This is a genomic window from Aristophania sp. ESL1100 (assembly GCF_058511235.1).
This window is the reverse complement of the sequence record NZ_CP196394.1, coordinates 1,857,864-1,883,970: the sequence shown is the minus strand read 5'-3', so window position 1 is coordinate 1,883,970 and position 26,107 is coordinate 1,857,864. Positions and strand designations below refer to the sequence as shown.

Genomic DNA, 26,107 nt, shown 5'->3' with positions numbered 1-26,107 from the left:
AATTATATTTGTTATTTTATATTCACCGCAATCAACTAAAGACCCACCATTTGTTCAGGGTATTTGCTCATGTCCGATGATAATGCTGAAAACAAATTTTCTACTATGTCTGGAGCCTCGAAATCAGCGTCCGCTGATCTGACTCGCAGTGTTAATAGTAATTATAAAGATCCTGCTGGCCGGAAAAGTTTGTACGTTACAAATGGTTCGTCCGACGGCAATGCGTCAGGGACACTTTATAATGTCATAGCGTCGGGAGCATCAGGGACAAGCGCATCCATGATCGTGGCATCCAGGGGTGATGCGGTCATTTATGGTGCGACAGCACTTGATGGAGCGGCTGTTGCCGTAGCGAATGGTGCGAAGCTTTTCAATGGATATGCTGGTTCCAATGCCTCTATAGATGCCGTGCAGGGAGGTATTGTCTCCGGCGTAGAGGTAGGGTTCAGCGGGGCTGCAATTGCCTCTGTTGTGACGACGGATTCGGATGGAAACAACCCGGTAGGTAACATTAATAAAGGTGGTACCCTGTTTGACCCATTGGTTCATTCCGGTGGGTTTGTACTGGCGGGGGGAGGTGCTCCCGGTTTTACCGTCAAGGGTTACAATGTCGCTGGTAGTGGTGGTCTTGTATCGGGGGGTACATTTGAAGATGGCTCCGAGATGGTTGTGGGTAGAGGAGGAACAGCGTTAGGGGGAAGTTTCGCTGGCACGCAATATGTTCAGTCCACCGGTATTGCTAATGGAAACCTTTTTTCCGGCCATAATGCGAAACAGATTGTTAATGGAGGGCTTGCTTCCAAATCCACGGCAGTTAACGGCGCAGAAGTTCTGGTTTCAGGAGGTCATGGGCAGGAAATTACGGCAGCATATGGCGGTAAAATCGTCGTAAAAGGGGGTGATTACAAGTCGCCACTTGCAGATCATGTTGCAACAGACAATAAACCGGCACCCGGTATTTATGCATCAGGCGATGTTATCCGTGACGTTGTAGCCAATGGCGGAACAGAAATTGTAGGATCCGATGGCACGGCAACTGCCTCCACAATTACGTCCGGAGGGACAGAGGTAGTCAGTAACGGCGGTAGTGCCCTTCAGACAAATGTTTCCGGAGGTATCGCTGATATTACATCCGGTGGTTACATGAGTGGCGGTAGTGCTGCTGATGGTGGTTTGATTGACGTATCTGCTGGTGGAACAGGCGTGTCTGTTGTAGCGGATTCCGGGGGGTATATTGACGTCCAAAGTGCCGCTATCGCGGAAGGGATCGTGGCCAATAATAGTGGCCGTGTGATTGTTGAAGATGGCGCAAACATCTCTGGAGCAACTGCAAATTACGGCGGTCTTCTGGATCTTCAGAGTGGTGCTAATTATGCGGGTACTGTTCAGGTTAACGGTGGAACGGCCGAAATTTCAGGTAAAATAGACACGCTGGCAATGAGCGGCGGTTATGCTGAAGTCCATTCAGGAGGCGAAGTTGTTAATAGTACCATCCCTGTTATAGGTGGCACGCATCATCCGGATGGGGCCATGCTGAAAGGGACAGTACAATATGATAGTGGTTCCATTATTGGCGATCTGTTCGGTGGCCCGGGGAGCCAGCCCTCGGTTGTTTCCGCAGGGACAGGGGGCGTTATTATCCTGGAAAACGGGGCGCTCGCTCATCAGGTTTCCGTTGATGGTGGCGGTCTGGGAGATAACCAGGGTGGAACGGCCATCATCCATGGTGGCGTTCATGATGCGAAGGCCGTATCTGGCGGCGTTATAAGTGCCTCTGATGGAGCAACGATAGGCGATCTCTCATTTGCAGGGGCAAGTGCCTATATCGGGTCAGGGGTTATTGTCCATGGTGGTCACTCATTATCTCATCCAACATGGGGGGAGGACCCGCACATTTCAGGTGCCACACTTTTTGCAGAGGGTGACGGCCATAATCGTGGCTATTTGGCTCTTGAGAGTGGCGCCATGGTTGATACCGTTTCAGCGCATGATAATGGCTTGGTAGATATTAACGGGACCGTGAGATATGCCGAAGCCAACAAGGATGGTCAGATTGATTTCAGTAGCCAGGGTGAAGGTAACATAGTCACTGCAACTGATTTCGGACATGTTCACATCACTGATGGTGCGACCGTTGCACAGGGTAGTGTCGATCGGGGTGCTCATATAGATGTGGGGAATGGCGGAACACTTAATGAGGCTTATGCCGGAGCCTTTGGTACCGTCACAGCGCAGAGTGGCGCCTCTCTTGAGTCGATCACGATTGCCAGTAATGGTTATGGAACGGTCCAGTCTGGCGCTACTGTCGCAAACATTTCGGTGAGTTCAGGTGGTTCAATCTACTTTATGTCCGGTGCTTCAGCTACGACAATCACAGTTGCAAGTGGTGGCTGGCTCAGTGGTACGACAGTCGGTCATGGCGATCTCCTTAAAGCCGATTCTGGTAGCACCATTATAGGAGCAATAATTGATGGAGGTCGTTTTGACTCGGATGGCGGCCTTACCCGTGACCTTCCCCACGAGAATCATACATATATCGCTTCGGGGGGAACAGCCGTAGGGACGATAATTGCCGGGGCAAAGGAACCTGGTAGTATGGGGGGCATGCTCGAAATCGCTTCTGGCGCGATACTTATTAATACATCAATGGGCTCAAATGCCAGCATCAAGATTTATGGCATGCATTATGACGATCAGCATAAAGAGGTTGTCCTCCATGGTGGTGAGCTGACCGTTATCGAAGGTCAGGGTTCTGACATGTATTCATGGGGAATGACTATCTCCGGGAGCTATAATCAGGGCGATTTTGAGCTAGTGGATGACGGATTGGGTAATACGGTGCTTGTCTATGCCTGTTTCCTTGCCGGAGCCATGATTCGTCTTGAAAATGGTGAAGTTCCGGTCGAAGAGGTAAAAGCCGGGGATACTATCTGTGTATTGGACGATAACCAGAAGAAAACTCGGGCGGTAAAAGCCGTTATTCGTAAACGGGCCTTTGTGCGCAAGGACTTGCCGGAAGAGCTGGCTGGCTGGCCGGTTCAGGTCTGTAAGGATGCCTTTGCACCAGGCGTGCCTTCACAGGATCTTTTTGTAACGCCTGAACATTGTTTCTATCTGAATGGTCGTTTTGTTCCTGCTCGTATGTTGGTCAATGGAGCGTCGATTCGCTATGACCTGTCGCAGGACAGCTATGATTATTATCACGTTCAGACGGAACCTCATGCCATTATCTGGGCAAATAATACGCTGACAGAAAGCCACCTTGAGACTGGGACAAGGCAGAGCCTGAGTGAACTGGATGATCAGGGCGTAGCGCGTGTCATTAATTTGAGAGAGCTGACGTGGGAAAATGATGCGGCAGCTCCTCTTGAAGTCAGTCGGGAATTTGTTGAGCCACTTTATAATGATTTCCGTAATCGTGCGCTTGCTCTGGGATATTCGGCAGAGCGTGTTGAGCCGGCAAAACAGAGCCTGATAGAAGAGTCAGATCTGCAGATCATGCTTGATGACGGCACGGTTATCGAAAGAAGTCGGGAAAATAAAGGCAAGATGGTCTTTGCCCTGCCACGTAAGACAAAGAATGTGCGTCTGGTCTCAAGGCAGTTCAGACCATCTTCGACGATTGGACCATTTGTTGATGACCGTCGTGACCTTGGCGTTCTGGTCGGCAATGTAGAGTTCTGGGTTGGTGGCCGCAAACTGGATGTGACATCTCATCTTGAGCAGAAGGATCTTCCGGGGTGGAGCGTTATTGAGGCTGGTCCTCATCGCTGGACAACGGGAAATGCTCTGCTTCCTCTTCCTGAATATGGTGCGGTTTCTGAAGGTGAAAAGGTTCTCCTGGTTCTTCAGATTGAAGCGGGTGGGCCTTATCCACTGGATGATGAATCCGTGCTTGAAGACCGTGTGGCCCTGAGCGCTTAACAGCGCTCAGGAAAAGCGGAAATAATCGACAGGACTATTGGAATCAGCGGGGATGAATGTTCGATCGTTTCGTTCTCTATAATGCCTGTAATTCCGGGGATACACTGGCATTAGGGGGAACAGCGCGACAGTATAGTTTTGCGAGGCTGGAGGCATCGGTCAGCCGCGTTGCGCGTGTTCTTGAAAATTTGAAAGAACTGACCTCTCCGTTGGTTGCGGTTCAGTGTCCCGATGTGTGGCATCATTGGATCATTATTCTGGCGTTGTCCCGTTTGGGATTAACGTCAGTTTCCTTGCCTGATAATGACGTGCATAATGAGGTCCTTACCCTGTTAAAGCCCGATGTCATTATCCAGAGTGGTGGTGATCTGGGAAAGACTTCCAAAAGTCTTATATTAGGGCGCGAATGGTTCCAGAACGTATTGTCCGGTGTTGAAACGGATAAAATTGAGGATTATTTCCCTCCTTGTCCGGTTGACCCAAGAGCAATCTGCCGTATTGCCATAGCGGCGGGTACAGACAAAAATTTTCATGCTCTGGCCTTCAGTTTCTCTGATATTGAAACGGCGATCCTGCGTTTTATTTATCAGGATAGTCATGCTGCATTGGAAATTGCTTATCAAAAGAAGAGAAAGCCCGATTTGCTGTGCACAATCAGTCCGGCCTCTCACAGTGCTTTTCTGATTGTTGCGGCTGCGCTTGCCAGTGCGACCATGGTCCGTGAAGTAAATAACCAGAATATAGGGCTGGAGATTGCGAGAGGACAGCCTCTCTTTGTCATTATGACGCCCTCACACCTGACACATCTTCTCAAAGCGCTTCCCCCTGGAGCGAAATCTCTTTCCCATATTTATTTAACAGTGGTCGGGGCGGCTTTGTCCGATGCATTGCTGAAGGAGACGCTCAAGCGTGTTACGCCGCATGTCACGGTAGCCTACGGGACAGATGAATGTGGCCTTGTGACAGAAATTTCCGCCCCTTTAAGGGGAAGTGATCAGAGTGTTGGGTCTGTGTTGCCCTGGGCGAATGTTGAAATTGTGGATGAAGAGGGTGTTCCGCTTCCCATAGGAGAAAGAGGGACGATCCGTGTCCGCACTGTAGGTATGGCACGTTCTTACAGAGGGGAGCCAGGGTACAGTCAGCGCCGCTTTCAGGATGGATGGTTCTATCCAGGGGACAGAGGGTATCTTTCAACCCGGAGAGAACTTCATATAACGGGGAGAAATGATGATCTGGTGGCCCTGGGGGGTGCTAAATTTGATCTTTCCATTATCGATGCGATTGTAAAGGATAATTCCTCTGTAATAGATGCGGCTTCTTTTATAATCATTGATGAAAATGGAAATGAGGCACTTTATTGTGCTTTAATTAATCATGAAAAACTTGATAGTGAAGATATATCAAAATCTTTGCATAAACGTTATAACGATCTTCCTCCTGTAATTGTTATATGGGTTGAAACTATCCCATATGGTGAAAACGGGCTGGTTGATCGTCAAAAATTGAAAAACAGCATGTCATTATATTTGAAATCGAAAAAAAATGACGATTGAATATAAGACATAAGGGGCCGTTAAATATGAGTGCAGAGCAATTGACTGAAATTGCTATCATTGGTGTAGGCTTTACATTGCCGCAACAACCAGGAAACAAAAAGGCACTCTGGCAGTTTCTTCTCGATCAGCGTGAGGCATTGGTTGAAATTCCATCAGATCGGTGGAGTATTGGCCATTTTTATGACCCAGTAGCCCAGACGCCTGGCAAGACAACAATGCGCTGGGGGAATTTTCTTTCCCCCGGTTCGTTGGATTTTGACCCCCTGTTTTATGGAATTTCTCCCAGAGAAGGGATGATGATGGATTTTCAGCAGCGCCTGTTGCTGGAAACTAGCTGGCATTTAATGGAAAATGCCGATCTCATTCCAGCGGATTTACAGAAGACGCGTACTGGTGTGTTTATTGGCGGGTTTACGCAGGATCATATGGTCCAGTGTGGGAGCCCCTATATGCGGGCGCTCGTGCGTGACCAATATGCAGCAACAGCGGCCCCTATGACCATGCTGGCAGCACGTCTGGCTCATGTTTATGGCTTGCAGGGTCCTGCCATGTCGATTGATACGGCATGTTCATCATCACTTGTCGCTATTGCCCAGGCCTGTAATGGCCTGCAGTTAGGTGATTGTGATCTTGCGATTGCGGGCGGGGTGAATTTCATGCTCTCTCCGCAAACGGCCTTATTAATGACAAAAGGCCATTTCCTGTCAAAAGATGGCCGTTCCAAAAGTTTTGATGCCTCAGCCGATGGTTATGGGCGTGGGGAAGGATGCGTTCTTTTCGCTCTGAAACGCCTGGAAGACGCCATGCGTGATGGCGACGATATTCAGGGCGTCATTAGTGGGAGCGGGGTGAATCAGGATGGCCGCACACCTGTCCTGACCATGCCAAGTGCGGAAGCACAGGAAATACTCATGACGGACGTTATGAGGAAAGCTGGCGTAACACCCGATCAGATCGCCTACGTGGAAGCTCACGGTACGGGTACTCCTGTCGGAGATCCGATAGAAGCCAGAGCCATTGGTCAGGCGATTGGCTGTCACCTCCCAGACGGGCAGAAAGTGATTGTTGGCTCTATCAAAGCCAATCTCGGTCATACAGAAGCAGCAGCAGGGGCGTTGGGAGTTCTGAAAGCCCTTTTATGTCTTGAACATCGGAAAGTGCCACCTCAGGCTAATCTGCACGAATTGAATCCGGAAATTCCTTTTGCGGATTATAAAGTTGATGTCCCCTATCAGGCAGCCGTATCGTTGCCGGAGACCGAATCCCTTTACGCATTGGTCAATTCTTTTGGATATGGCGGAACCAATGCCGTCGCGCTGCTTCGTCGCCCGACACAATCAGAGTCAGAAAACGCACAACGCAAACTGAGTGAAAAATTCGGAGCGAAATGTGCGGATATTTCAGGATTATCAGGACGGATCCCTCTTGTTATTTCGGCTTTCTCTGAAAAATCCCTACAGGCTCTGGCAGATTCTTATGCAACCCTGATTGGCAGTGAGAGCTGTAAAGGGTGGGAAGCACTCTGTTTTTCTGCGGCCATGTATCGCACGCATTTTCGTTATCGGGCGGTTATTTTACCCCATAATGGAGAGAATGAGTCTGAAGAGGGACAGACCGCTTTACAGGCTCTGGCAAAAGGGGCGACGCATCCTGCCCTTTATACGGGTGAGGCGGTTGCGGATGGGAACATACAGCCCGTTTTTGTCTTTTCCGGTATGGGGCCTCAATGGTGGGGAATGGGGCGGGATTTTCTGCAGAAAGCAGAAGGATCAGTCAGCCATCTGGCCCAGGAATGTGACAGGGTGTTTCATGCGCTTTCCGGCTGGTCCATTCTTGAAGAATTATTTCGGTCAGAAGAAGAGTCCCGTATTCAGGAAACGGTTATTGCGCAACCGGCTATCTTTCTGCTGCAAATCTGCCTTGCTGAGTTTTTCAGACAACAGGGCGTAAAACCAGGAGCCATTACGGGCCATAGTGTAGGAGAGGTTGCTGCTGCCTATGTCGCCGGGGCTCTGGATTTAGCCAATGCCGTCAAGGTTATTTACCATCGCAGCCGCCTTCAGGCCTCCCTTGAGGGGAAAGGCGTTATGCTGGCCGTCGGGCTGAGCGCAGAAGTCCTGAAAGAAAGGATAGAATCCTTTGAAGGCAGGGTCTCTATTGCTGCGGTCAATGCTCCGGCTTCCTGCACATTGGCAGGAGATAGGGCCGATCTGGAAAGGCTTGCGGCAGAATGTGAAGACGAGGATGTCTTTACGCGCTTTTTAAAAGTCGATCTACCTTATCACAGTCCCTTCATGGAAGAAATCAGGGACGATTTCCTTTCATCTCTTGCGGATATCCAGACCAGTCAACCTCATACGCCCCTTTATTCCACTGCGACGGGGCGAAAATGGGATCCGGCAGAGCGGCATGACGCTGCTTATTGGTATAAGAATGCCCGTGATCCTGTCCTGTTTCTTGATGTCATGCGGCACTTGCTGGAAGATCATTATGCTGTATTTCTCGAAATAGCCGCCCATCCGGTCTTATCACCTTCCATTAAAGCCTGTGCCGAGGAAACACGGCATACAGTCTCTGTCTGTGCAACGCTGAAGCGTAAGGAAGATGATCTGCTTCATTTGACCAGAGCCTTGGTTGGGCTGGTTCTGGCTGGGGCAGAGCCTGACTGGCGCCTGATCATGTCTCCTTCCAGAGTGGCGCTGCCTCCCTATAAATGGTGCGCAGAGGAGGCACGCTGGCAGGAAGCTGAGGCAGCACGCCGGGACCGCCTTGATATGACGGTTCATCCCGTTCTGGGGACACCATCTTTGAATCCCGGGCGGTCATGGCAGGCAAATATGACCGCTGTCATCATGCCATGGCTGGTTGATCACCGCATTGATGGTGTGACCCTTTTCCCGGCAGCGGCCTATATCGAAGCGGCAATTGCGGCTCATAATCAGATTGAATCCAGAGCACCAGCTGTTCTGGAGGATTTTCGCCTGAATGCTCCTCTTGTGTTGCAGGAGGGGGCTGTTCCTGTCATGGCCTGGTGCTTTGATGAAGAGTCACGAAAATTGACGTTTACCAGTGAGACGATGGCTCTGAATGGTGACTGGCAGGTTCATGGCCAGGTTACGGTGCTTCAGGCAGCCCCCTGGGAAAAAGAGTCTATAGAGCCCGGGGCACTTTGTCAGAATATGACACGGTTTGAGGGATCTGACGTCTATAAGGAACTTGCTGATTACGGCATGAATTACGGTCCTTCCTTTCAGACTTTGAACGCCCTTTACCGGGGAGAGGGAATTTCAGTCGGTGAAATTGCCTTGAAAGAGGCGGAAAAAGCTGAATGTGATCATTATTTTATTCACCCTGCGCTTCTTGATGGTGCCTTGCATGCTGCGATCGGTGCTTTCAGGATGGAGGGAGCAAAAGACAGCCTTTTTGTACCCACAGAAATCCGGCGCATCAGCTATATGGGGCAGAAATGTGAGTCTGTGACTGTCATTGCTAAAGCTGTAGCTCAGAGCAAAGATCGCATTGAAGCGGATTTGACCCTCTATACAGCTGATGGTGAGCCGCTGATGGAAATTCTCGGCCTGAAATGCCGCCGTCTGGCACGAGCGGGTCATGATGAAGCAAGTCAAGTTGGGCGCTTTTTGTTGTCTCCATCCTGGGTTGTGACTGAAAAACAGGTTTTGCTTAATGAACCATTGAAACTGGCTTTAATTGGCGATGGTGCAGGTCTTGCTGCGCAATTGAAATCAGTTTTTGAAGAAAACGGAATGGAGGCGCTTTCATTCCGCTCTCTTGAAGATGAGGGCGTGGATGACCTCTTTTCCCGTGATAAAACTCTTATGGAATTACGCTCTGTCGTCTATTTCCAGGAGCCTGACAAAGGGGACGGTGAAAGCGCTATAAGAGACGTACAGAAGGCGCTTTCCCTGATTAACAGGCTTCCGATGCATAGGCGCAGAAAGCCTGTGACCTTTATCGTTGTGACGCGCGGCGCTTATGAAGTCGCGGGCCAGAATGAGACCGTTTTTCCGTCACAACGGGCAGTGGCCTCTTTCTTTCGCGGCGTTCAGAGCGAGCGCGCGGATCTTTCAGTCCGTATCATTGACGTTCCCTCTATTATGGCCGCGCCCCTTCTGGAAGATCTTGCAGCCGAACTGGTCATGGAAGGGGTTTCGGAAGAGACTGTGGCTCTGCGTGACAGAAAACGCTTTGTTGAAAGGCTGGTAAAAGCCAATTTAAATCCTGAGCCAGAGGCTGTCCCTTTTGAATCGCTTGAGGGGAGTCAGGATGGACGGCTGGGGATACGTCTTCAGACGAGCAGCAAGGGAACCTTTGAGGCACTGAGCTGGCAGGCGTACGAAGTCCCTCAACCGGGACCGGAAGAAGTCACCGTTAAAACGCTGATGGCGGGTCTTAATTTCAAAGACATTCTTAAGGCCATGTCGTTACTGCCGGAATCGGTCGTTGAAGGCACTTATAATGGCGACCATCTGGGCATGGAGGCTGTGGTTGAGATCACAGCCGTGGGAGAAAAGGTGACGGACCGAAAAGTCGGTGATCTGCTCGTTTTTGTGTATCCCGAAAGCTTTTCGCTCTACCGCGTCTATCCTGCGGAAAGACTGGAGGGAAGTGCCTTCCCCCTCAATGAGGAAATTCTCTCTTACGGCAAAGCGGCTCTTGCGGGTACGCCTGTTGTGTTTGTGACAGCTTATTATGCATTGATGCATCTCGCTCGTCTGGAAAAAGGAGAGACGGTGCTGATTCATGCCGGTGCCGGTGGGGTCGGGCAGGCGGCGATCCAGATTGCCCTTATGCAGGGAGCGACAATTTATGCAACGGCAGGAAGCGAGAAAAAAAGGGAGTATCTGCGCCAGCAGGGATGTGCTGGTGTATGGAGTTCCCGCACGCTGGAATTTGTAGACGGTATCCGCAAGGCGACGAACGGGCGCGGGGTGGATGTTGTTCTTAATTCCCTCTTTGGGGAGGCTCTGACACATAGTCTCTCACTTGTGGCTCCAATGGGGCGTTTTGTCGAAATCGGCAAACGCGATATTGTGGAGCATCACCGCCTTGATTTGACGCCATTTAACGAGAATTTGTCTTTCTTCTCGTTTGATATGGATCGCCTCATGCCTCATCATCGTCTCAGGCAGATGATGACGGATATTCTCCATTATGCCCGAGAGCAGAAATTAAGCCTCCTGCCACATAAGGTGTTTCCTGTGTCCAAAACCATAGAGGCTTTCCGTTATATGGCCTCTTCAAGGCATATTGGAAAAGTGGTTCTGTCCTTTGAGGATTTGAATCAGATCAAGGTCCATCCGGTTAAAAAGAAACAGCCGGTTATAAAAAAAGACGGGGCCTATCTGATTACTGGCGGTATGGGCGGGTTTGGTCTTAAAACGGCAGAATTTCTTCTGCGCCAGGGTGCAGGAGCCCTTCATCTGGTTGGCAGACGCATGCCGGTGCAGCCGGAGGGGCAGAAAGCTCTTGAAACCCTCAAAAAAATTGCTGGAGCGTCCGGGGCTGTTGTCGAAATTCATCTGCTGGATGTAACCGATGAAACAGCCCTTAAATCGCTTATTACGGAACTAAAAGCAGCGCCGCTTCCCTTGCGAGGGATTTTCCATGCAGCTGGCGTGGTTGATGACCGGACATTGCCTCATCTGACAGGCGACATAGTTGCCGATGTCATGGCGCCTAAAGTTCTGGGGGCCAGCTTCCTTGATGAGGCAACGAGGGGCATGGATCTTGATTATTTTGTGCTTTATTCCTCTTTTACGACAGAGATCGGGAACCCTGGTCAAAGCCCCTATATTGCCGCAAATGGCTGGCTGAATGCTCTTGCAGAAAGGCGCCATAAGGCTGGTGAAGCCGCCTTGTCCATTGAGTGGGGCGGTATTGCGGAAGTGGGTATGCTCGCACGCAACGAAACAGCCGGTCGCCTCTTTGAGGCTGCTGGCGTCACGTCCATGGACGCTGAAAAGGCGCTGTCTTTCCTGCCGGTCCTTCTGCGGGTTAATCAGGCTGTGGTTTCGGTCGTTGATATTGACTGGGGCAAGGCATTCACGGTGTTGACGTGGCTGGAAAATATGGCCCGTTTTGCAGCCGTGAAGCAGGAAAGCCGTAAAGGGGGTCTTTCTGACGGTTTGCGGATTCTTCTTGCCATGCCGGAAACAGAGCGGCTGGATTATGTCCTGATGCGCCTGAAGGGCCAGCTCGGCACCGTATTACAGATTGATCCGGAAACGATCAGTGATAATGCGCGGCTATCGGAACTGGGCATTGATTCACTGGCCGGGGTGGAATTGCAAACGGCTATTCGTTCCGAGTTTGGGGTGGATATCTCTCTTGTGCTTCTGGCCAGGAATGAAACGATTATAGAAATGTCACGTTCACTGTTGCGTCAGGCAGCAAGCCTGAATACGGGTAAAGCATGTCTTCCTGATAATGATGACGTATCTGAAAAGAAAATCGCATGAGTGAGGCGAGTGCGTATCATCTTTATCATCATGGAGACGGGCATGTATTCCTGGACTGGAAAAAATCCACTCTTGATGAAATACTCAGTTACAGGGCTCATATAGCGCCTGACTATAAGCAGTTCAGCTATATTGGTGATGGTGAGTCCATTACGCAGGACATGACTCAGGGAGAGGCCCATGAATGGGCATGTCGTGTTGCTGGATTGATTGCCCGTTTTGTGCCCGAACGCTCTCACGTTGTTTTATGTTTTGAAAATGGACTTGAGGCGATTGCGGGGCTTTTTGGGTGCGTTTATGCCAATGTGATTCCGGTTTCAGGTGTGTATCCAACTGCGCCGGAAAGTGTCTCACGGCTGGTGGATATTCTGGAAGATTCAAAGGCAGTCGCCGTAATCGGTTTACGTCAGACCCTGCTTGATTTCCGGCGAATGCTGCCTGCAGGAGCTCCTTCTGTAAAATGGATTCCGCTTGAGGCGGCCGAAAAAGCCGAGCCTCTTTACAGGCGCCATGCAGTGGACGTTCATGAGGTTGCTTTTGTGCAATATACGTCCGGATCCGTAGGGCGCCCCCGTGGCGTGCAGATTACGCATTATAATCTGGGCTGTAATCTGTTTCTGATGCTGGGCACCGTCGGGCTCTATGATGGAGCTGTGGGAGTGAGCTGGCTGCCACTTTCTCATGATATGGGGTTGATAACAGGGTTAATGGTGGGGCTGACGATGGGTGGGCCCTGCATACTCATGTCCCCATTCCATTTTGTTGAAAAACCTGAACGTTGGTTGAAAGTCATCAGCCGTTATCGGGTGTCTTTTACGGCCAGCCCCAATTTTGCCTATGATCTGTGCGCCAGGTCCATCTCTGATGAGACATTAAAAACACTCGACCTTTCTTGTTGGAAACGCTCCCTTATCGGGGCGGAACTGATTGAGAAAGAGACGGTTGAACGCTTTATTGACCGTTTTTCTGAAGCCGGCCTCTCGGAAACCTTTATCTATTCCGGTTACGGAATGGCTGAAACGACATTGGGAATTGCAAGTGGAGCGCGTCACGTTCCAAAGAAGGGGGAGACAGGCGTTTCCTTTAAGGCCTTTTCCCGTTCGGCTTTGACACAAGGGAACGTCATCCCGCCTGAAGACGGGCAGGATGAACGTGTTCTGGCAAGTTGTGGCAAAGTTCTTGAAGATCATAAAATTGCTGTGGTTGACCCTGAGAGTGGCCGTGTTCTGGGAGAGGATCACGTAGGTGAACTCTGGTTGAGTGGTCCCAGCGTTTCACGGGGCTATCTGAATCGCGAACAGGAGAATCGTGAAAGGTTTGGTCTCATGCTGGAGGGAGAAAGCTATTTCAGAAGCCGGGATATGGGTTTTCTCCATCAGGGAGAGGTTTATATTATGGGCCGGATGGAGAACCGCCTCATGATTGGGGGGCGGTGTTTCGACCCGGACGACCTGGCCGGTGTTGTGCGCCATAAATGCCCGCTATTCAGCACGCGGAGTCTGGCAATTTTCCAGGAAGAGAAAGTGGTGTGTGTCCTGGGGGAAATCTCCCCGGCGGCGTTGTCTGAGCAGGAAAAGACTCTTGCTTACAAAATGGCACGCGCTTTAAAAGAAATATGTCCTGTTAAAATGGTAAAGATCATTCTGGTGAGGGCAGGTAGTATCAGCCGGACTCCCAGCGGAAAAATTCGTTTGAAAGCAACGCAGGATGCCTATAGGGAGAAATCGTTGCCTTTTATTGGGGAGTATCTTTTTACCGATGTTGAATTGGAAACAGTTAATATTCTCGATCATCCCCCGATAATTCTATAAATCCGGGATAATGATTTATGCGTAATGAAACAGGTAGGCTGGTTTTTTTATGAGCAATGAGGGTGTGCTGACACAGGAAGGACCTGAGGGAATCCGTTTCGATTTTCTGGATGGATGTCGGGTATGGGTGCCGGACGGTGCGAAATGGCGTGTCGAATTATGGGATACGATGACAGACAGCCGGCTTTTTGATCAGGAAATGGATACATCCAGTTTCGTGCAAAGCTCAAAACGTTATTACGTGCCTTTTGAGCTTAAAGTCTGGAAAGACGGGAAGCTGGTTTTTACGCATCGTTTCGACCTGAAGCATAAAGAGGTTCTTATCTCCATGGATCTTGGAGGTCTGGGGGATCACCTGGCCTGGGTGGGTCATGCTCTTGCCTTTCAGAAAAAGCATAAATGCCACCTTACGTGTCAGGTTAATAAAGATATTCTACCTTTACTGGATGGCGTTTATAAAAATGTTCGTTTTATTGCGGCAGACAGTAAGGATGACCGGACTTATTACGCTCATTATAAAGTCCTGGTGTTCTTTAACGACACGGCTCGTAATTATCAGCCCAATGATTATCGGCAGGTCGGTCTGGCACAGATGGGGGCCTATATCCTCGGTCTGCCAGCAGAAGAACGGCGCCCGGATGTTGTCATTGACAAGGGTGGGCGCCCACTTAAAGAGCGTTACGTCTGTATAGGAACCCAGGCCTCGGGAATGAGCAAATACTGGCATAACCCGCTAGGGTGGTTCTCTATTGTCAGATTTCTCAAGGAAAATGGGTACCGCGTTATCTGTATTGACCGTAACTGCATAGAGGGCATCGGCGATGTCTGGCGTTCCATCCCCCATGGGGTTGAGGATCAGACAGGGAATCGCCCTTTGAGTGAACGGGCACGCTGGCTGAAATATGCGGATTTTTTTGTGGGATTGTCTTCAGGGTTGGCCTGGTTATCCTGGGCTGTAAAGACGCCTGTTGTTATGATCAGCGGTTATACAGAACCCTATAATGAGTTCTATACACCCTACAGGGTGATCAACCGGCATGTCTGTAATAGTTGTGCAAATGATATAACGCAGATATTGCAAACCGATAATCGTCTGTTCTGCCCTTATCACGCCGATACGGACAGAATGTTTGAGTGCAGCAGGGCTATTTCGGTTCAGCATGTAAAATCAGTGATTAAAACAATTCCCGGTTTTGGAGTTCAGTCGTGACGGAAGCGGAAACAGATCGTATCCTTCAGGACATTGTGAACCTGCATGGAAACAATTCAGCTGATAAAAAGATCATTTTATCTTCAAAGAAAAGCGGCGAGGATGACGGTGTGTCTTCTGATAAAGAGGATACACAAGGCTCTCCTACCGTAAAAATTATGGAAGGGACGCCTTTTCCGGAGCCTGCATCCATTATGACGCAGGAAGGCCCCGAAGGGGTTCGCTATGACTTTAATGCCGGTATCAGGGTCTCTGTGCCGGAAGGCAATTGGAAAATACGCTTTCTCGATGCAGCGACAAGCAGCATCCTTTATGAAAGAGAAGGAGAAAATCTCCAGCTTATCTCCCTGAAGCGGCATTTTCTGCAGGCGCGTATCGAAATCGAGAAAGATGGAAAGCCCTTCTGGTCCCATGATTATAACGCGGCAGGTAAAAAAGTGGCTATCGTTATGCCGGGCTCGACATTAGGCGATACGCTTGGCTGGTTTCCTTATGCCGTCCGATTTGCCAAAGAGCATAAATGCGACCTGACTGTGACCATGACCCAGCCTTTCAAGGAAATGTTGCAGCCTGCCTATCCTGACGTTCGTATTGTAACCAATGATGAATTTGCCGATCTCAAAAATGAGTTTTACGCAACCTATTACATAGGTCTGTTTTTTCATGATGAGCAGAACCGCTGGCAGCCGGCTGATTTCCGAATGGTCGGGCTTCATCGGACTGCGGGATATATATTGGGCGTCGACCCAACTGAAGAACGCCCCAGAGTTGATATTGCAAAGGCGGATGAACGTCCAATTCCTGAGCCCTATGTTGTGATAGCCGTTCAGGCTTCCTCTGCCTGTAAATATTGGAATAACCCGACAGGATGGCATGACGTTGTTTCGTATTTGAAACAAAAAGGCTACAAGGTTGTCTGTATTGATAAAGATGCCATCATTTCCCATGGACTATCATGGAATACACTGCCTTTCGGGGTGGAAGACGAAACGGGAAACCGTCCACTGAGTGAGCGGGCACGCTGGATAAAACATGCTGATTTCTTTATCGGGCTTTCTTCCGGTTTATCCTGGTTAGCCTGGGCTGTTGGTACACCGGTGATCATGATCAGCGGGTTTACCCATCCGTTGAACGAATTTGATAATCCGTATCGTGTTTTCTCAACCCATGTCTGTAATAGCTGCTGGCATGATATCAGGACGCCATTCCAGCATAGTGAATATATTTTCTGCCCCCGCCATAAAGGGACACCCCGTCAGTTTGAATGCACAAAGGGAATCAGCACTGATTACGTGATAGAGACGATCGACCGTCTGTGTGCGGACAGAAAACTCTCTCCTAAGAAGAAAAAGGCCGGAACAGTGCCAAAAAAACGGGCGAAAACCACGTCCAGGGCAAAGGTGACATGAAGGACCTGCCAGCAGATTTCATATAAAATATTTTAACATTTTATAAACCTTATCTCTATACTGATTGATCAACATAGGGTCATGATGAAAGAGATAAGGCAATGAACTCTCATGAAACCAGATCAAAAGAGATAGAAAATCTGGGTGATATTTTAACGCAATATCACGGTTTCTTCCCTTTTCTTGTCGACCTGTTCAGGAAGTTATATCAGATCAGTCCGATGGATCCCGCTATTGGGGCCATCAAGGTCCATATCCTGAGACGGGTAACGCCGTTTTTCGTCTTTTTTCAGCTTATGGCGGCGTTCTGTCTGATTATTTCCATATGGAATCTTCCAGATAGTCTTCTTGTTACGATTGCAGCCTTTATCGGTGTCCTGATTATTGGCCTCGGGGCTTATCTTTTCCTGGTCAGGGAACATCATTTAAGGCAGGCGCCCGCTATTTACATCCTGCGTATTTTTGCTCTGTGCCTGGGCGGGTTCTGGCTGAGCATCATAGCCTTTATTCTTCCGACGGAACCGCAACTTGGCCAGATACTCTGTTGCGTGTTTGTGATGGCACTTATGGCCAGTGCGGTTCTGTTTCTGCCGGTTGCCGGTGCCTCTGTCCTGTTCTCAAGTATTTTGGGAGGAGGGACCGTTTTAGTGATTCTGTTTGCCTGGTATCAGTCTCATTATCAGGAAATCTATCTGATTGGCGCTATTATATTCGGTGTTTACACAGCCCTTATTATTCTGAGCTGTGGTCTCATCCGGGAACTTCTTATTGGATATCTGATCAATCATTATTACCTTGAACAGCGTAATGCAATTTTAACGCTCCTCTTGGGCGATTCAAGCGATATTGCCAGTGACTGGCTGTGGGAGACCAATGCGGCGGGAGTGCTCACAGGTGTTTCCCCTTCTTTTGTGCATGCTCTTGGGTTGGAAGAGACGGTTTTATATACCAAACCGTTTGTAGAGATCATGGTCCAGACCGTGAGTGTTTCAGATGAGACGAACCATGCAGAGGGGATTGAGCGGCTTAAGGAATGTCTTGAACAGCGCATTTTCTTTCGTGATCTTGTCGTCAAGATTCCTAAAGAGAGTGAAGTCTATTACTGGTCGCTCAGTGGGCGCCCCATGTTCAGGGATCGGAAGTTTATCGGGTACCGTGGGGTCGGGACAGATGTAACCTATATCCATAACATTCATCGACAGGCGTCTTTCAGGGCCCGTCATGATGAACTGACGAATATGCCCAATCGGACGGCATTTTTCGATGATATGGAATTTTATCTCGTCAGGGCAGAACAGAAGAAAGAAGAATTTGCCATTCTTAATATCGACCTGGACGGATTTAAATATGTGAATGACCATTACGGCCATCATATTGGTGATTATGTTCTGACGCAGGTTGTCAATAGAATCAGCCGCTCTCTCGAAGAGAATGATATTTTATATCGTATTGGCGGTGATGAATTTGTGCTGGTTGATAAAGGCACAAATAAAAAAAATGTCACAGAGAAAGTTCAGAATCTCATAAATATTATTACGTCAGAACAGATTGAACTGAAGGAGGGCGCTTACTGGACACCTGGCGTAACGATTGGAATCGCCCTTTCCAAAGGTGGGAGTGAGGGGATTAATGACCTTCTCGCCGCCAGCGATCTGGCCCTCTATGAAGGTAAAAAGCGGGGTGGGAATTGCTTTGTCTTTTTTGCACCAGAGCTTGAAACGGTTGCCCAGAGGAAGCTGAATCTTCTCCGTGATCTGGCAAAGGCTCTCGATGAAGGGGATATATCTCTTTTATATCAGCCTTTTTATGATGCACAGACGCAGAAATTAAAAGGGTTTGAGGCTCTTTTATGCTGGCGCCATGCCCTCTATGGCCGCATTCTGACAGAGCAGCTTATTTCTCTGGCTGAAGATTCCGGCCTTATTCAGAAACTTGGGCTCTTTGTCCTTAAAAAAGCGGCGACATTTGCCCTTTCCTGGCCGGATGATCTGATTTTGTCCATTAACGTATCCCCCGGTCAGCTTATGAGAGACAATTTTGTATCTGAGTGGGTGGAGACCCTGGAAGAAACAGGTTTCCCTGCTTACAGATTGCAGGTTGAAATTACCGAAACAATTTTCATGAAACAGAGCCCGGTGACTTTTGCAAAGCTGCATGAGTTAAGAGAACGGGGCATGGCCATTGCGCTGGATGATTTTGGAAAAGGCTTTTCATGTCTGGGTTATCTTTATTTTTTCCCTTTCTCAAAAATTAAAATGGACCGCCTGTTTGTGCATGACATGCTGCGTGACCAGAGAGCGGCCACAATTGTTAAAAGCGTTGTAAATCTGACAATTGATCTGGGAATTTCCATGACGATTGAAGGCGTGGAAAGCCAGGAACAGTATGATTATATTGTCTCTCTGGGTTGTAATGAGGTTCAGGGATTCTATTTTGCAAAACCGATGCTCCCTGAGAACGTTATGGAGCTGATTGCCAAAGGAGGAACAGAGACCCCCATTCCAGCACCTGGCACATCCGTTCTTGGAACGGTTGTTGGGGCTTAAAGAGCCTGATATGAAGAGACAAACTCCAAATCAGGGGGAAATGAGTCTGATGTCTGAAATGTCTTTACCTATTCGTGTTGTTGCCCTTTACCGTTTTACACCTTTTGAAAATCCCGAGGCCCTGCGTGGCCCTTTGCGTGATTTATGTAAAAAAGAGGGTGTTAAAGGGATTCTCCTTCTCGCCAGGGAAGGGATTAATGGCACAATTGCAGGAAGCGAAGAGGGGATTGAGCGCGTCCTGGATCACATTCGCACTTTCCCCGGATGTGCTGATCTTGAGTATAAGGAATCGAGAGCAGCGACCATGCCCTTCCTGCGCACAAAAGTCAGGTTGAAACGTGAGATCGTAACAATGGGTCAGGAGAATATTGACCCGCTGGCATGTGTGGGGCGTTATGTCGAGCCGAAAGACTGGAACGCCCTGATCAGTGATCCAGATACGATTCTGATGGATACACGCAATGATTACGAAGTGGCGATTGGGACCTTTAAGGGAGCGATCGATCCCGACATCCAGACATTCCGTCAATTTCCGGACTGGTTCCGCCAGAAGCGCGATGAAATTGAATCCCAGGGGCGCAAAGCCAAGATTGCCATGTTCTGCACGGGGGGAATTCGTTGTGAAAAATCAACGGCTTTTGCTCGTATGGAAGGGGTTGATGAGGTCTATCACCTCAAAGGTGGCATCCTGAAATATCTCGAACTCATTCCGAAAGAGGAGAGTCTCTGGGACGGGGAATGTTTCGTTTTTGATCAGCGCGTTTCAGTTGGTCATGGTCTCGTGCCGGGTGATTATGAATTATGTCATGCCTGCCGGAGCCCGATCAGCGAAGAAGATAAGGCATCTCCTGAATATGAGGAAGGTGTGAGCTGCCCGCATTGTTACGGGAAGCGGACAGAAGCGCAGCGCCATCGTTACCGTGAGCGCCAGCATCAGGCAGAGCTGGCCCGCAAGCGCGGGACAGTTCACCTGGGAAATTGAGAATATAAGTGAGGGGGCGCTTAAAAGCGTCCCCTTAAGGTCAGATTCACTGATCGCCCCATGGCCAGAACAGGCGGTGGGAGTGTGCCGGCAGCATGGTTTTTGTCTGTGACCATGCGCCCTCCTAGAGGGAGGAAATAACGCTGGTTGAGCAGATTTTCCAACCCGATATCAAGCCGCATCATCCGCCATTTATAGCCGACCCCAAGGCCTAAAAGAGCATAACCCGGTGTGCGGGCTTCGCTGCGAATGGAATCGACACTGCTTTTGGCTTTGACAAGTGTGAGCTCAGCCCGCCCTGTCCAGTGGCCGAAGCTTTCATGAATGCCAATAATCCCGTTAAGCGGCATTTGTTGGTAAAGGCCTGTATGGGAGGTTTTATCCTGACCACGCACCCAGTTCAGACTGGCCATAAGATGCGCTGTGCCAAAACGCCCATTACTCCAGAGCTGCAGGCGGCCATTGGCATTAATGCCGTAGCTCTGTGCTTTATGATTAACGAAACGGAGCTGATTAAAGCCATTTGACAGATGGGCGATTTTTTCAACATTCACGTAATTATGGATATGGCTGAAATAAGGTTGCACCTTGAGGTCCCAACGCTGGTCGTCAGGGTCATGAAAATGGAAGGTGACACTGACATTATCCGCAATTTCAGGTTTTAGATGGAGGTTACCCACATAGCCATTACCATCACCAAACCACCCGATCATGCGGGACGCCATAGAACTTTGCCCCCAGGCGTAACGCTCATAAAGATTGGGCGAACGGGTTTTGCGGGCATAACCGCCTTCAATGTCAAAATAGTTTGTGGCCTTGTAACGTAGGATGATTGTGGCATCAAAATTGGCATCGGTGCGGCCACGTTTGGCAGCGTTAAAGGCTTTGGCGGCCTGAGCGTCCGAGGCTCCCATTCCCCCCATATTCATGCTCATCATATTCATCATGCCCATCGAACCTCCGTCATTATAGGAGGAAACGCGCCCTGTATTCATCATCACCAGGTCACTTCTCATACCGATTTCAGTTGAGAAACGTGACGTCCAGTGGGAATTGAGCTGGATAAAATGACCCAGATGGTCACGGTGAGCATTATTGAGATTATGGTAGGTCCCGGGCCCCATCATCATGCTGCCCTGTATAGGGGGCCACCAGTCATTAAGACCATTATGCTGGAATTCACTTCCAACCTGCAAAATCTGCTTCCGCGTCAGGGGAATTGTTGCCTTTATGGAGTAACCCACATTGCGTGACGCAATATTCATGGGCATTCCCGTTGTGTCAGAATGGCCGCCCTTGTCAGACATCATGTTCATGGCATGATCGATCCGTTTCCAGAAGGCCCGAACATCGAGCTTCCCCCAATCGAAACTGCCGAGATATTTCCCATTGACGAAGGTCATGCGGTTATTGGTTTCGTCCATATATTGGTTCGGAAAGCCCTGATAGGGCATATCCTGTTGCCCGAACGTCAGGGCAAACATATGGTTCTCATGTCGGAAACCAGCTGTGACAGCATGGTTGTAATTCAGGTAACTGGTGGACCCGACATGACCACCACGCCCCCCGGCTGTATAATCACTCGCATGGCTGTAAGACGCTGTATAACGTAAACTCAGCGTGTCGTTCGCCACTGTAACAGACCCTCCCGCGCCAGAGCCACCACCATTACTGCGCCAGTCAGCACGCCCTTGCCCGGTGATGAGGATTTTGCCTTTTTTGGCAAATTGGGGGTCTTTCCGTTCGACTGAAATAGAGCCTCCAATACTATCGCCACCAATATTGACTGAACTGATGCTGGAGACAGCCTGGCTAGACGCAACACTATCCATATCAATTTGCGAAAAAGCAGGATTCATATGGTTGGGGCAGTCAGCTCCGGTTCGTATACCGTCAACGAAGGTGGCAAGCCTGTCATCAGCCATGCCATTCAGCACAGGCAGAGAAGAGAGCCCCCCGGCAGAATAGGAACTAAAGCCGGGAACATCCCGAAAAAGGGCCGTTGTATCCGCAGCCTGAGAAAAATGCTCCCGCTGGCGGGTAACCGTGATGGTGTCCTCCTTGGGCTGAGCTTTATTGGTGGTTGAAGGTGTAGTGGAAGTTGTACCGGCAATTATCGTCCCGGCAGCTCTGGCAAAAGGGGAAAATGACAAAAGTGATGAACTGACAAGAAAGAGCCCGACAGAAACTTTTCTGTGACGTCCAATCCCGTTTGAAAAAACAGGCGGCAAAAAAGACACGGATGATCGTCCTGAAACACAGTTAAAAAAGACCCGTTCAACGCTCAGCAAAGAGGTCAAAGGGGTATGGATGTGTGATTTCAGAGGAAAATAGGAGGGGCCCGGGAAGGGGGAAACTGCCAGGCTTCCCGGATGGGAGGCGCGCGGGGTTGGGCAGGTCTTGCCCATCTCATGCGTAATAACTGACAGCCTTCGAGTATTACTATACCAGCGGAGAGAGCGAGAAGGACATGCTCCAGCAGGGAGCAGAGCGGGCAGAGATCGTTATCATGATGATGGTGATGATGCCCGTTGATGGGAATAAAGGTTCTTTTGTCTTTTATCGATGAAGCATGTCCCATATGGGACATCATGGGGTCATGAATAGAGGTATCAATAAAGGGCGTGGAGATATCAATCCCGGTTAATCGCTCAATAGTGCTACAAGGTGCCTCTTCGGGAAGAGAGACCGTCTGCAGAAGAATCTGCGCCAGAAAGGTGACAAGAAGTAAAAGCAGGAGAGGCCTGGGCCTTTTTCCGTGTGAGAGGCGTTCCGGCAACAGAGCGGAAAGAGGCGGAACGCACATCATTTAGTGACGGATCGCCCCAGCCAGACTGGTGAGAACCGTGCCGATAATAATAAAGGCGATCCCCAGATAGGCCGTTAAAGAGAGCTGTTGCCGGAAAATGACGACTCCTATGGCAACAATGCAGACAATGCCAAACCCGCACCACACAGCATAGGCAATCCCAAGAGGGATATCACGCAGCGCACGAGACAGGCAGAAAAAGGCGATGAAATAAAGACCTAGTGAGCCACCCGTCGGAACAAGGCGCCTGAATCCATCGCTCAGATTAAGCAGATATGTTGCGCCCACTTCCATTAAAATGGCGGCGAAAAGATAGAACCAGGCCGTCATGTGTCCATCACAGAAATGTTATGTCTTCTTCTCTGATTTCCCCTTTACCGAAGATTTAGAGGATTTGGCAAGGTTTGTTTTACGCTTGCCTGAAGAGACCGAAGAAGCAGGCTTGTCTGTTTTCCTGCCTTTTAACATGGGGGCAAGAAAATGGCCTGTATAACTGTCCTGGCAGGCGGCGACTTCTTCCGGCGTTCCTTCACAGACAATCTGGCCCCCACCAGCGCCCCCTTCAGGACCGATATCGATAATCCAGTCTGCTGTTTTAATAAGATCAAGATTATGCTCGATAATAAGCACTGTGTTGCCCTGCTCAACCAGGGCATGCAGGACTTCCAGCAATTTTCTTACGTCTTCAGTATGAAGGCCGGTTGTTGGTTCATCAAGGATATAAAGGGTGCGCCCTGTGGCGCGTCGGCCCAGTTCCTTGGCGAGTTTGACTCGCTGGGCTTCACCCCCTGAAAGAGTCGTCGCCTGTTGACCCAGCGCAACGTAACCCAGACCCACCCGTTGCAGAATAGCCAGTCTTTCAGCAATTTTAGGGACAGCCTGAAAGAAGGGGACCGCTTCATCAACCGTCATAGCCAGAATGTCAGCAATGGATTTTCCCCGGAATTTGACCTCCAGGGTTTCGCGGTTATAGCGGGCTCCTTTGCAGCTGTCGCATGTGACGAAGACGTCTGGCAAAAAGTGCATTTCAATTTTTATGACGCCATCACCCTGACAGGCTTCACACCGCCCCCCTTTGACGTTGAAAGAGAAACGGCCCGGTTTGTAACCACGCGCCTTGGCTTCGGGAAGCTCTGCAAACCAGTCACGGATTGGTGTGAAAAGGTCTGTATAGGTGGCGGGGTTGGAGCGTGGGGTCCGGCCAATAGGGGATTGATCAATCTCGATGATCTTATCAATCTGTTCGGCGCCTTCAATCCGGCTATAGGCAAGGGGCACAACGCCTGATTTCATGATCTGCCGGGCCATGGCCTTATAGAATGTGTCGATAACCAAAGTGGATTTCCCACTGCCGGACACGCCTGTTACGCTGATAAAAGTGCCAAGCGGGAAACGGGCAGTGACATTTTTGAGGTTATGGCCTTTGGCTCCATGCAGGGTAACCCAGCGCTTGCTTTTTCTTCTGTGGGCAGGGACGTCAATCCCTCTTCGTCCCGCAAGCCAGGCGCCTGTAATGCTGTCAGGGTTCTCGGCAACTTCCTGTGGTGTGCCATAGGCAATGACGTGGCCACCTTTTGTGCCGGCTCCAGGCCCCATATCAACCAGATAATCCGCCTGACGGACGGCATCTTCATCATGTTCAACGACAATGACCGTGTTGCCCAGATTCCGCAGGCGCTCCAACATGGCCAGAAGCCGGGCATTATCCCGCTGATGCAGCCCGATAGAAGGTTCATCCAGGACGTAAAGAACCCCTGTAAGGCCGGAGCCGATCTGCGAGGCAAGGCGGATACGCTGGCTTTCCCCCCCTGAAAGGGTTGCCGATCCCCGGGCAAGCGTCAGGTAATCCAGACCGACACGATCAAGGAAATGCAGTCTTTCAGTGATTTCGCGCAAAATTCTCCGCGCAATTTCAGCGCGTTGCGGTGTGAGGGTGCCTTCAACCGTCTTGAACCAGTCAAGAGCCGCACTGATCGTCATTTCAGAAGCCTGAGCGATATCCAGCTCTCCAACCTTGACGCACAAAGCCTCCGGTCGCAAACGGGCACCATGACAGGCCGGGCACGGCATGTCTGACTGATAGCGCCCAAGGGCTTCGCGCACATAGACACTATTGGCCTGTGCCAGCCTGCGTTGCATATGGGCAATCAAGCCCTCAAAGGGACGTTTGATGGTGTGTACCCGGCCTCTTTCATCCTGATAGGGGATGAGAACAACATCAGGGCTGCCATTGAGCAGGAAATTGCGTGTTTCAGGCCGCAATTTCTGCCAGGGTGTTGTGAGGGATTCCCCCATATGGCGGGCAAGAGCGGCCAATGTCTGCTCAAAAAGCGGGTCTTTTTCGTCCCGCCATGGAGCGATCGCCCCGTCCTTGAGGGAAAGGGTTTCATCAGGGATGATAAGAGCCGGGTCAAAATGCGTTTCCGTCCCCAGGCCATCACAATGCGGGCAGGCCCCCATAGGGGCATTAAAGGAAAAGAGCCGGGGCTCAATGGATTCAAGACTGAAGCCCGAAACAGGACAGGAAAAGCGGGAGGAAAAAGAGAGGGAGACAGGCTCTTTTTCGTCTCCGGCACGGGGGATTTCCTCAATGGAGGCAATGCCGTCAGAGAGTTCCAGTGCTGTCTCGAAACTATCGGCAAGACGCGTTTCAATGCCCTCTTTTACGATAAGGCGGTCTATAACAGCATCGACATTATGGCGGGTTTTACGGTTCAATTTGGGGACTTCGGAAAGCTCATAGAGCGCCCCATCTATCCGGGCACGTGTAAAGCCCCGGCGAGAGAGATCTGCCAGCTCCTTGGTGCAATCACCTTTCCGGTCTCTGACGACGGGGGCTAACAACATGATTCTGGTATTTTCAGGAAGTGCCATGACCCGATCGACCATCTGGCTGACACTTTGCGATTCAATGGGCAGGCCCGTTGCCGGGGAATAGGGAATCCCGACTCGCGCCCATAAAAGGCGCATATAATCATGGATTTCTGTAATTGTGCCGACAGTCGAGCGAGGGTTTTTAGACGTTGTTTTCTGCTCAATGGAGATGGCAGGAGAGAGCCCTTCTATTGAATCGACGTCAGGTTTTCCCATTAATTCAAGAAATTGCCGGGCATAGGCGGAGAGGGATTCGACGTAACGTCTTTGTCCTTCTGCGTAGATTGTATCAAAAGCGAGAGAAGACTTTCCCGACCCTGACAGGCCCGTGATGACCGTCAGCGTATCACGCGGAATTTGTACATCAATATTCTTGAGATTGTGCGTGCGAGCCCCCCTCACGGAAATGACTCCGTTGGTGGTGGCCTGTGATGAGGGGGCAGGAGGCGTTGTCTTCACTGAGATATATCCTCTTATGACGCAGATTGGGTGTAGATCGTAAGGCTG

The 26,107-nt window shown here is 50.0% G+C and carries 12 protein-coding genes; 8 read left to right on the top strand and 4 right to left on the bottom strand.

Going from position 1 to position 26,107, the window contains the following annotated elements; genetic code table 11:
• Positions 1–69 precede the first annotated feature (69 nt).
• From ACSYSY_RS08605 to trhO, 8 genes are all read left to right on the top strand, one after another.
• Positions 70–3,924, top strand: coding sequence for a Hint domain-containing protein (locus tag ACSYSY_RS08605; RefSeq protein WP_491707150.1), 3,855 nt, complete (start codon positions 70–72; stop codon positions 3,922–3,924).
• 56 nt (positions 3,925–3,980) lie between these two features.
• A complete protein-coding gene (locus ACSYSY_RS08600; protein WP_491707149.1) occupies positions 3,981–5,477 on the top strand; it encodes an AMP-binding protein in 1,497 nt (498 codons plus the stop codon).
• Positions 5,478–5,503: 26 nt separating this feature from the next.
• Positions 5,504–11,959, top strand: coding sequence for an SDR family NAD(P)-dependent oxidoreductase (locus tag ACSYSY_RS08595; RefSeq protein ID WP_491707148.1), 6,456 nt, complete (start codon positions 5,504–5,506; stop codon positions 11,957–11,959).
• Positions 11,956–13,770, top strand: coding sequence for an AMP-binding protein (locus ACSYSY_RS08590; protein ID WP_491707147.1), 1,815 nt, complete (start codon positions 11,956–11,958; stop codon positions 13,768–13,770). The genes ACSYSY_RS08595 and ACSYSY_RS08590 overlap by 4 nt, the downstream gene beginning before the upstream one ends.
• A gap of 49 nt (positions 13,771–13,819) precedes the next feature.
• Positions 13,820–14,980: an autotransporter strand-loop-strand O-heptosyltransferase gene (locus ACSYSY_RS08585; protein WP_491707146.1), complete on the top strand. Its 1,161-nt coding sequence runs from the start codon at positions 13,820–13,822 to the stop codon at positions 14,978–14,980.
• Positions 14,977–16,389 (top strand): autotransporter strand-loop-strand O-heptosyltransferase, encoded by a 1,413-nt coding sequence (locus ACSYSY_RS08580; protein WP_491707145.1) that lies wholly within the window; start codon positions 14,977–14,979, stop codon positions 16,387–16,389. The genes ACSYSY_RS08585 and ACSYSY_RS08580 overlap by 4 nt, the downstream gene beginning before the upstream one ends.
• Before the next feature lie 101 nt (positions 16,390–16,490).
• Positions 16,491–18,935 carry a putative bifunctional diguanylate cyclase/phosphodiesterase gene (locus ACSYSY_RS08575; RefSeq protein WP_491707144.1) on the top strand — a complete coding sequence of 815 codons (2,445 nt, stop codon included), beginning with the start codon at positions 16,491–16,493 and terminating at the stop codon, positions 18,933–18,935.
• A gap of 49 nt (positions 18,936–18,984) precedes the next feature.
• Complete coding sequence (gene trhO, locus ACSYSY_RS08570; RefSeq protein ID WP_491707143.1) at positions 18,985–19,917, top strand: oxygen-dependent tRNA uridine(34) hydroxylase TrhO; 933 nt, start codon at positions 18,985–18,987, stop codon at positions 19,915–19,917.
• A 20-nt stretch (positions 19,918–19,937) separates the two neighbouring features.
• Here the strand turns inward: trhO and ACSYSY_RS08565 are convergent, their stop codons facing one another.
• The 4 genes from ACSYSY_RS08565 to uvrA all read right to left on the bottom strand — a co-directional run bounded on the left by ACSYSY_RS08565 (position 19,938) and on the right by uvrA (position 26,065).
• Positions 19,938–22,070 (bottom strand): TonB-dependent receptor, encoded by a 2,133-nt coding sequence (locus tag ACSYSY_RS08565; RefSeq protein ID WP_491708263.1) that lies wholly within the window; start codon positions 22,068–22,070, stop codon positions 19,938–19,940.
• Positions 22,071–22,237: 167 nt separating this feature from the next.
• Positions 22,238–22,726: a DUF2946 family protein gene (locus ACSYSY_RS08560; RefSeq protein WP_491707142.1), complete on the bottom strand. Its 489-nt coding sequence runs from the start codon at positions 22,724–22,726 to the stop codon at positions 22,238–22,240.
• Complete coding sequence (locus ACSYSY_RS08555; protein WP_491707141.1) at positions 22,727–23,056, bottom strand: DMT family transporter; 330 nt, start codon at positions 23,054–23,056, stop codon at positions 22,727–22,729. It abuts the gene before it with no gap.
• An 18-nt stretch (positions 23,057–23,074) separates the two neighbouring features.
• Positions 23,075–26,065 (bottom strand): excinuclease ABC subunit UvrA, encoded by a 2,991-nt coding sequence (gene uvrA, locus ACSYSY_RS08550; protein WP_491708262.1) that lies wholly within the window; start codon positions 26,063–26,065, stop codon positions 23,075–23,077.
• Positions 26,066–26,107: the final 42 nt, after the last annotated feature.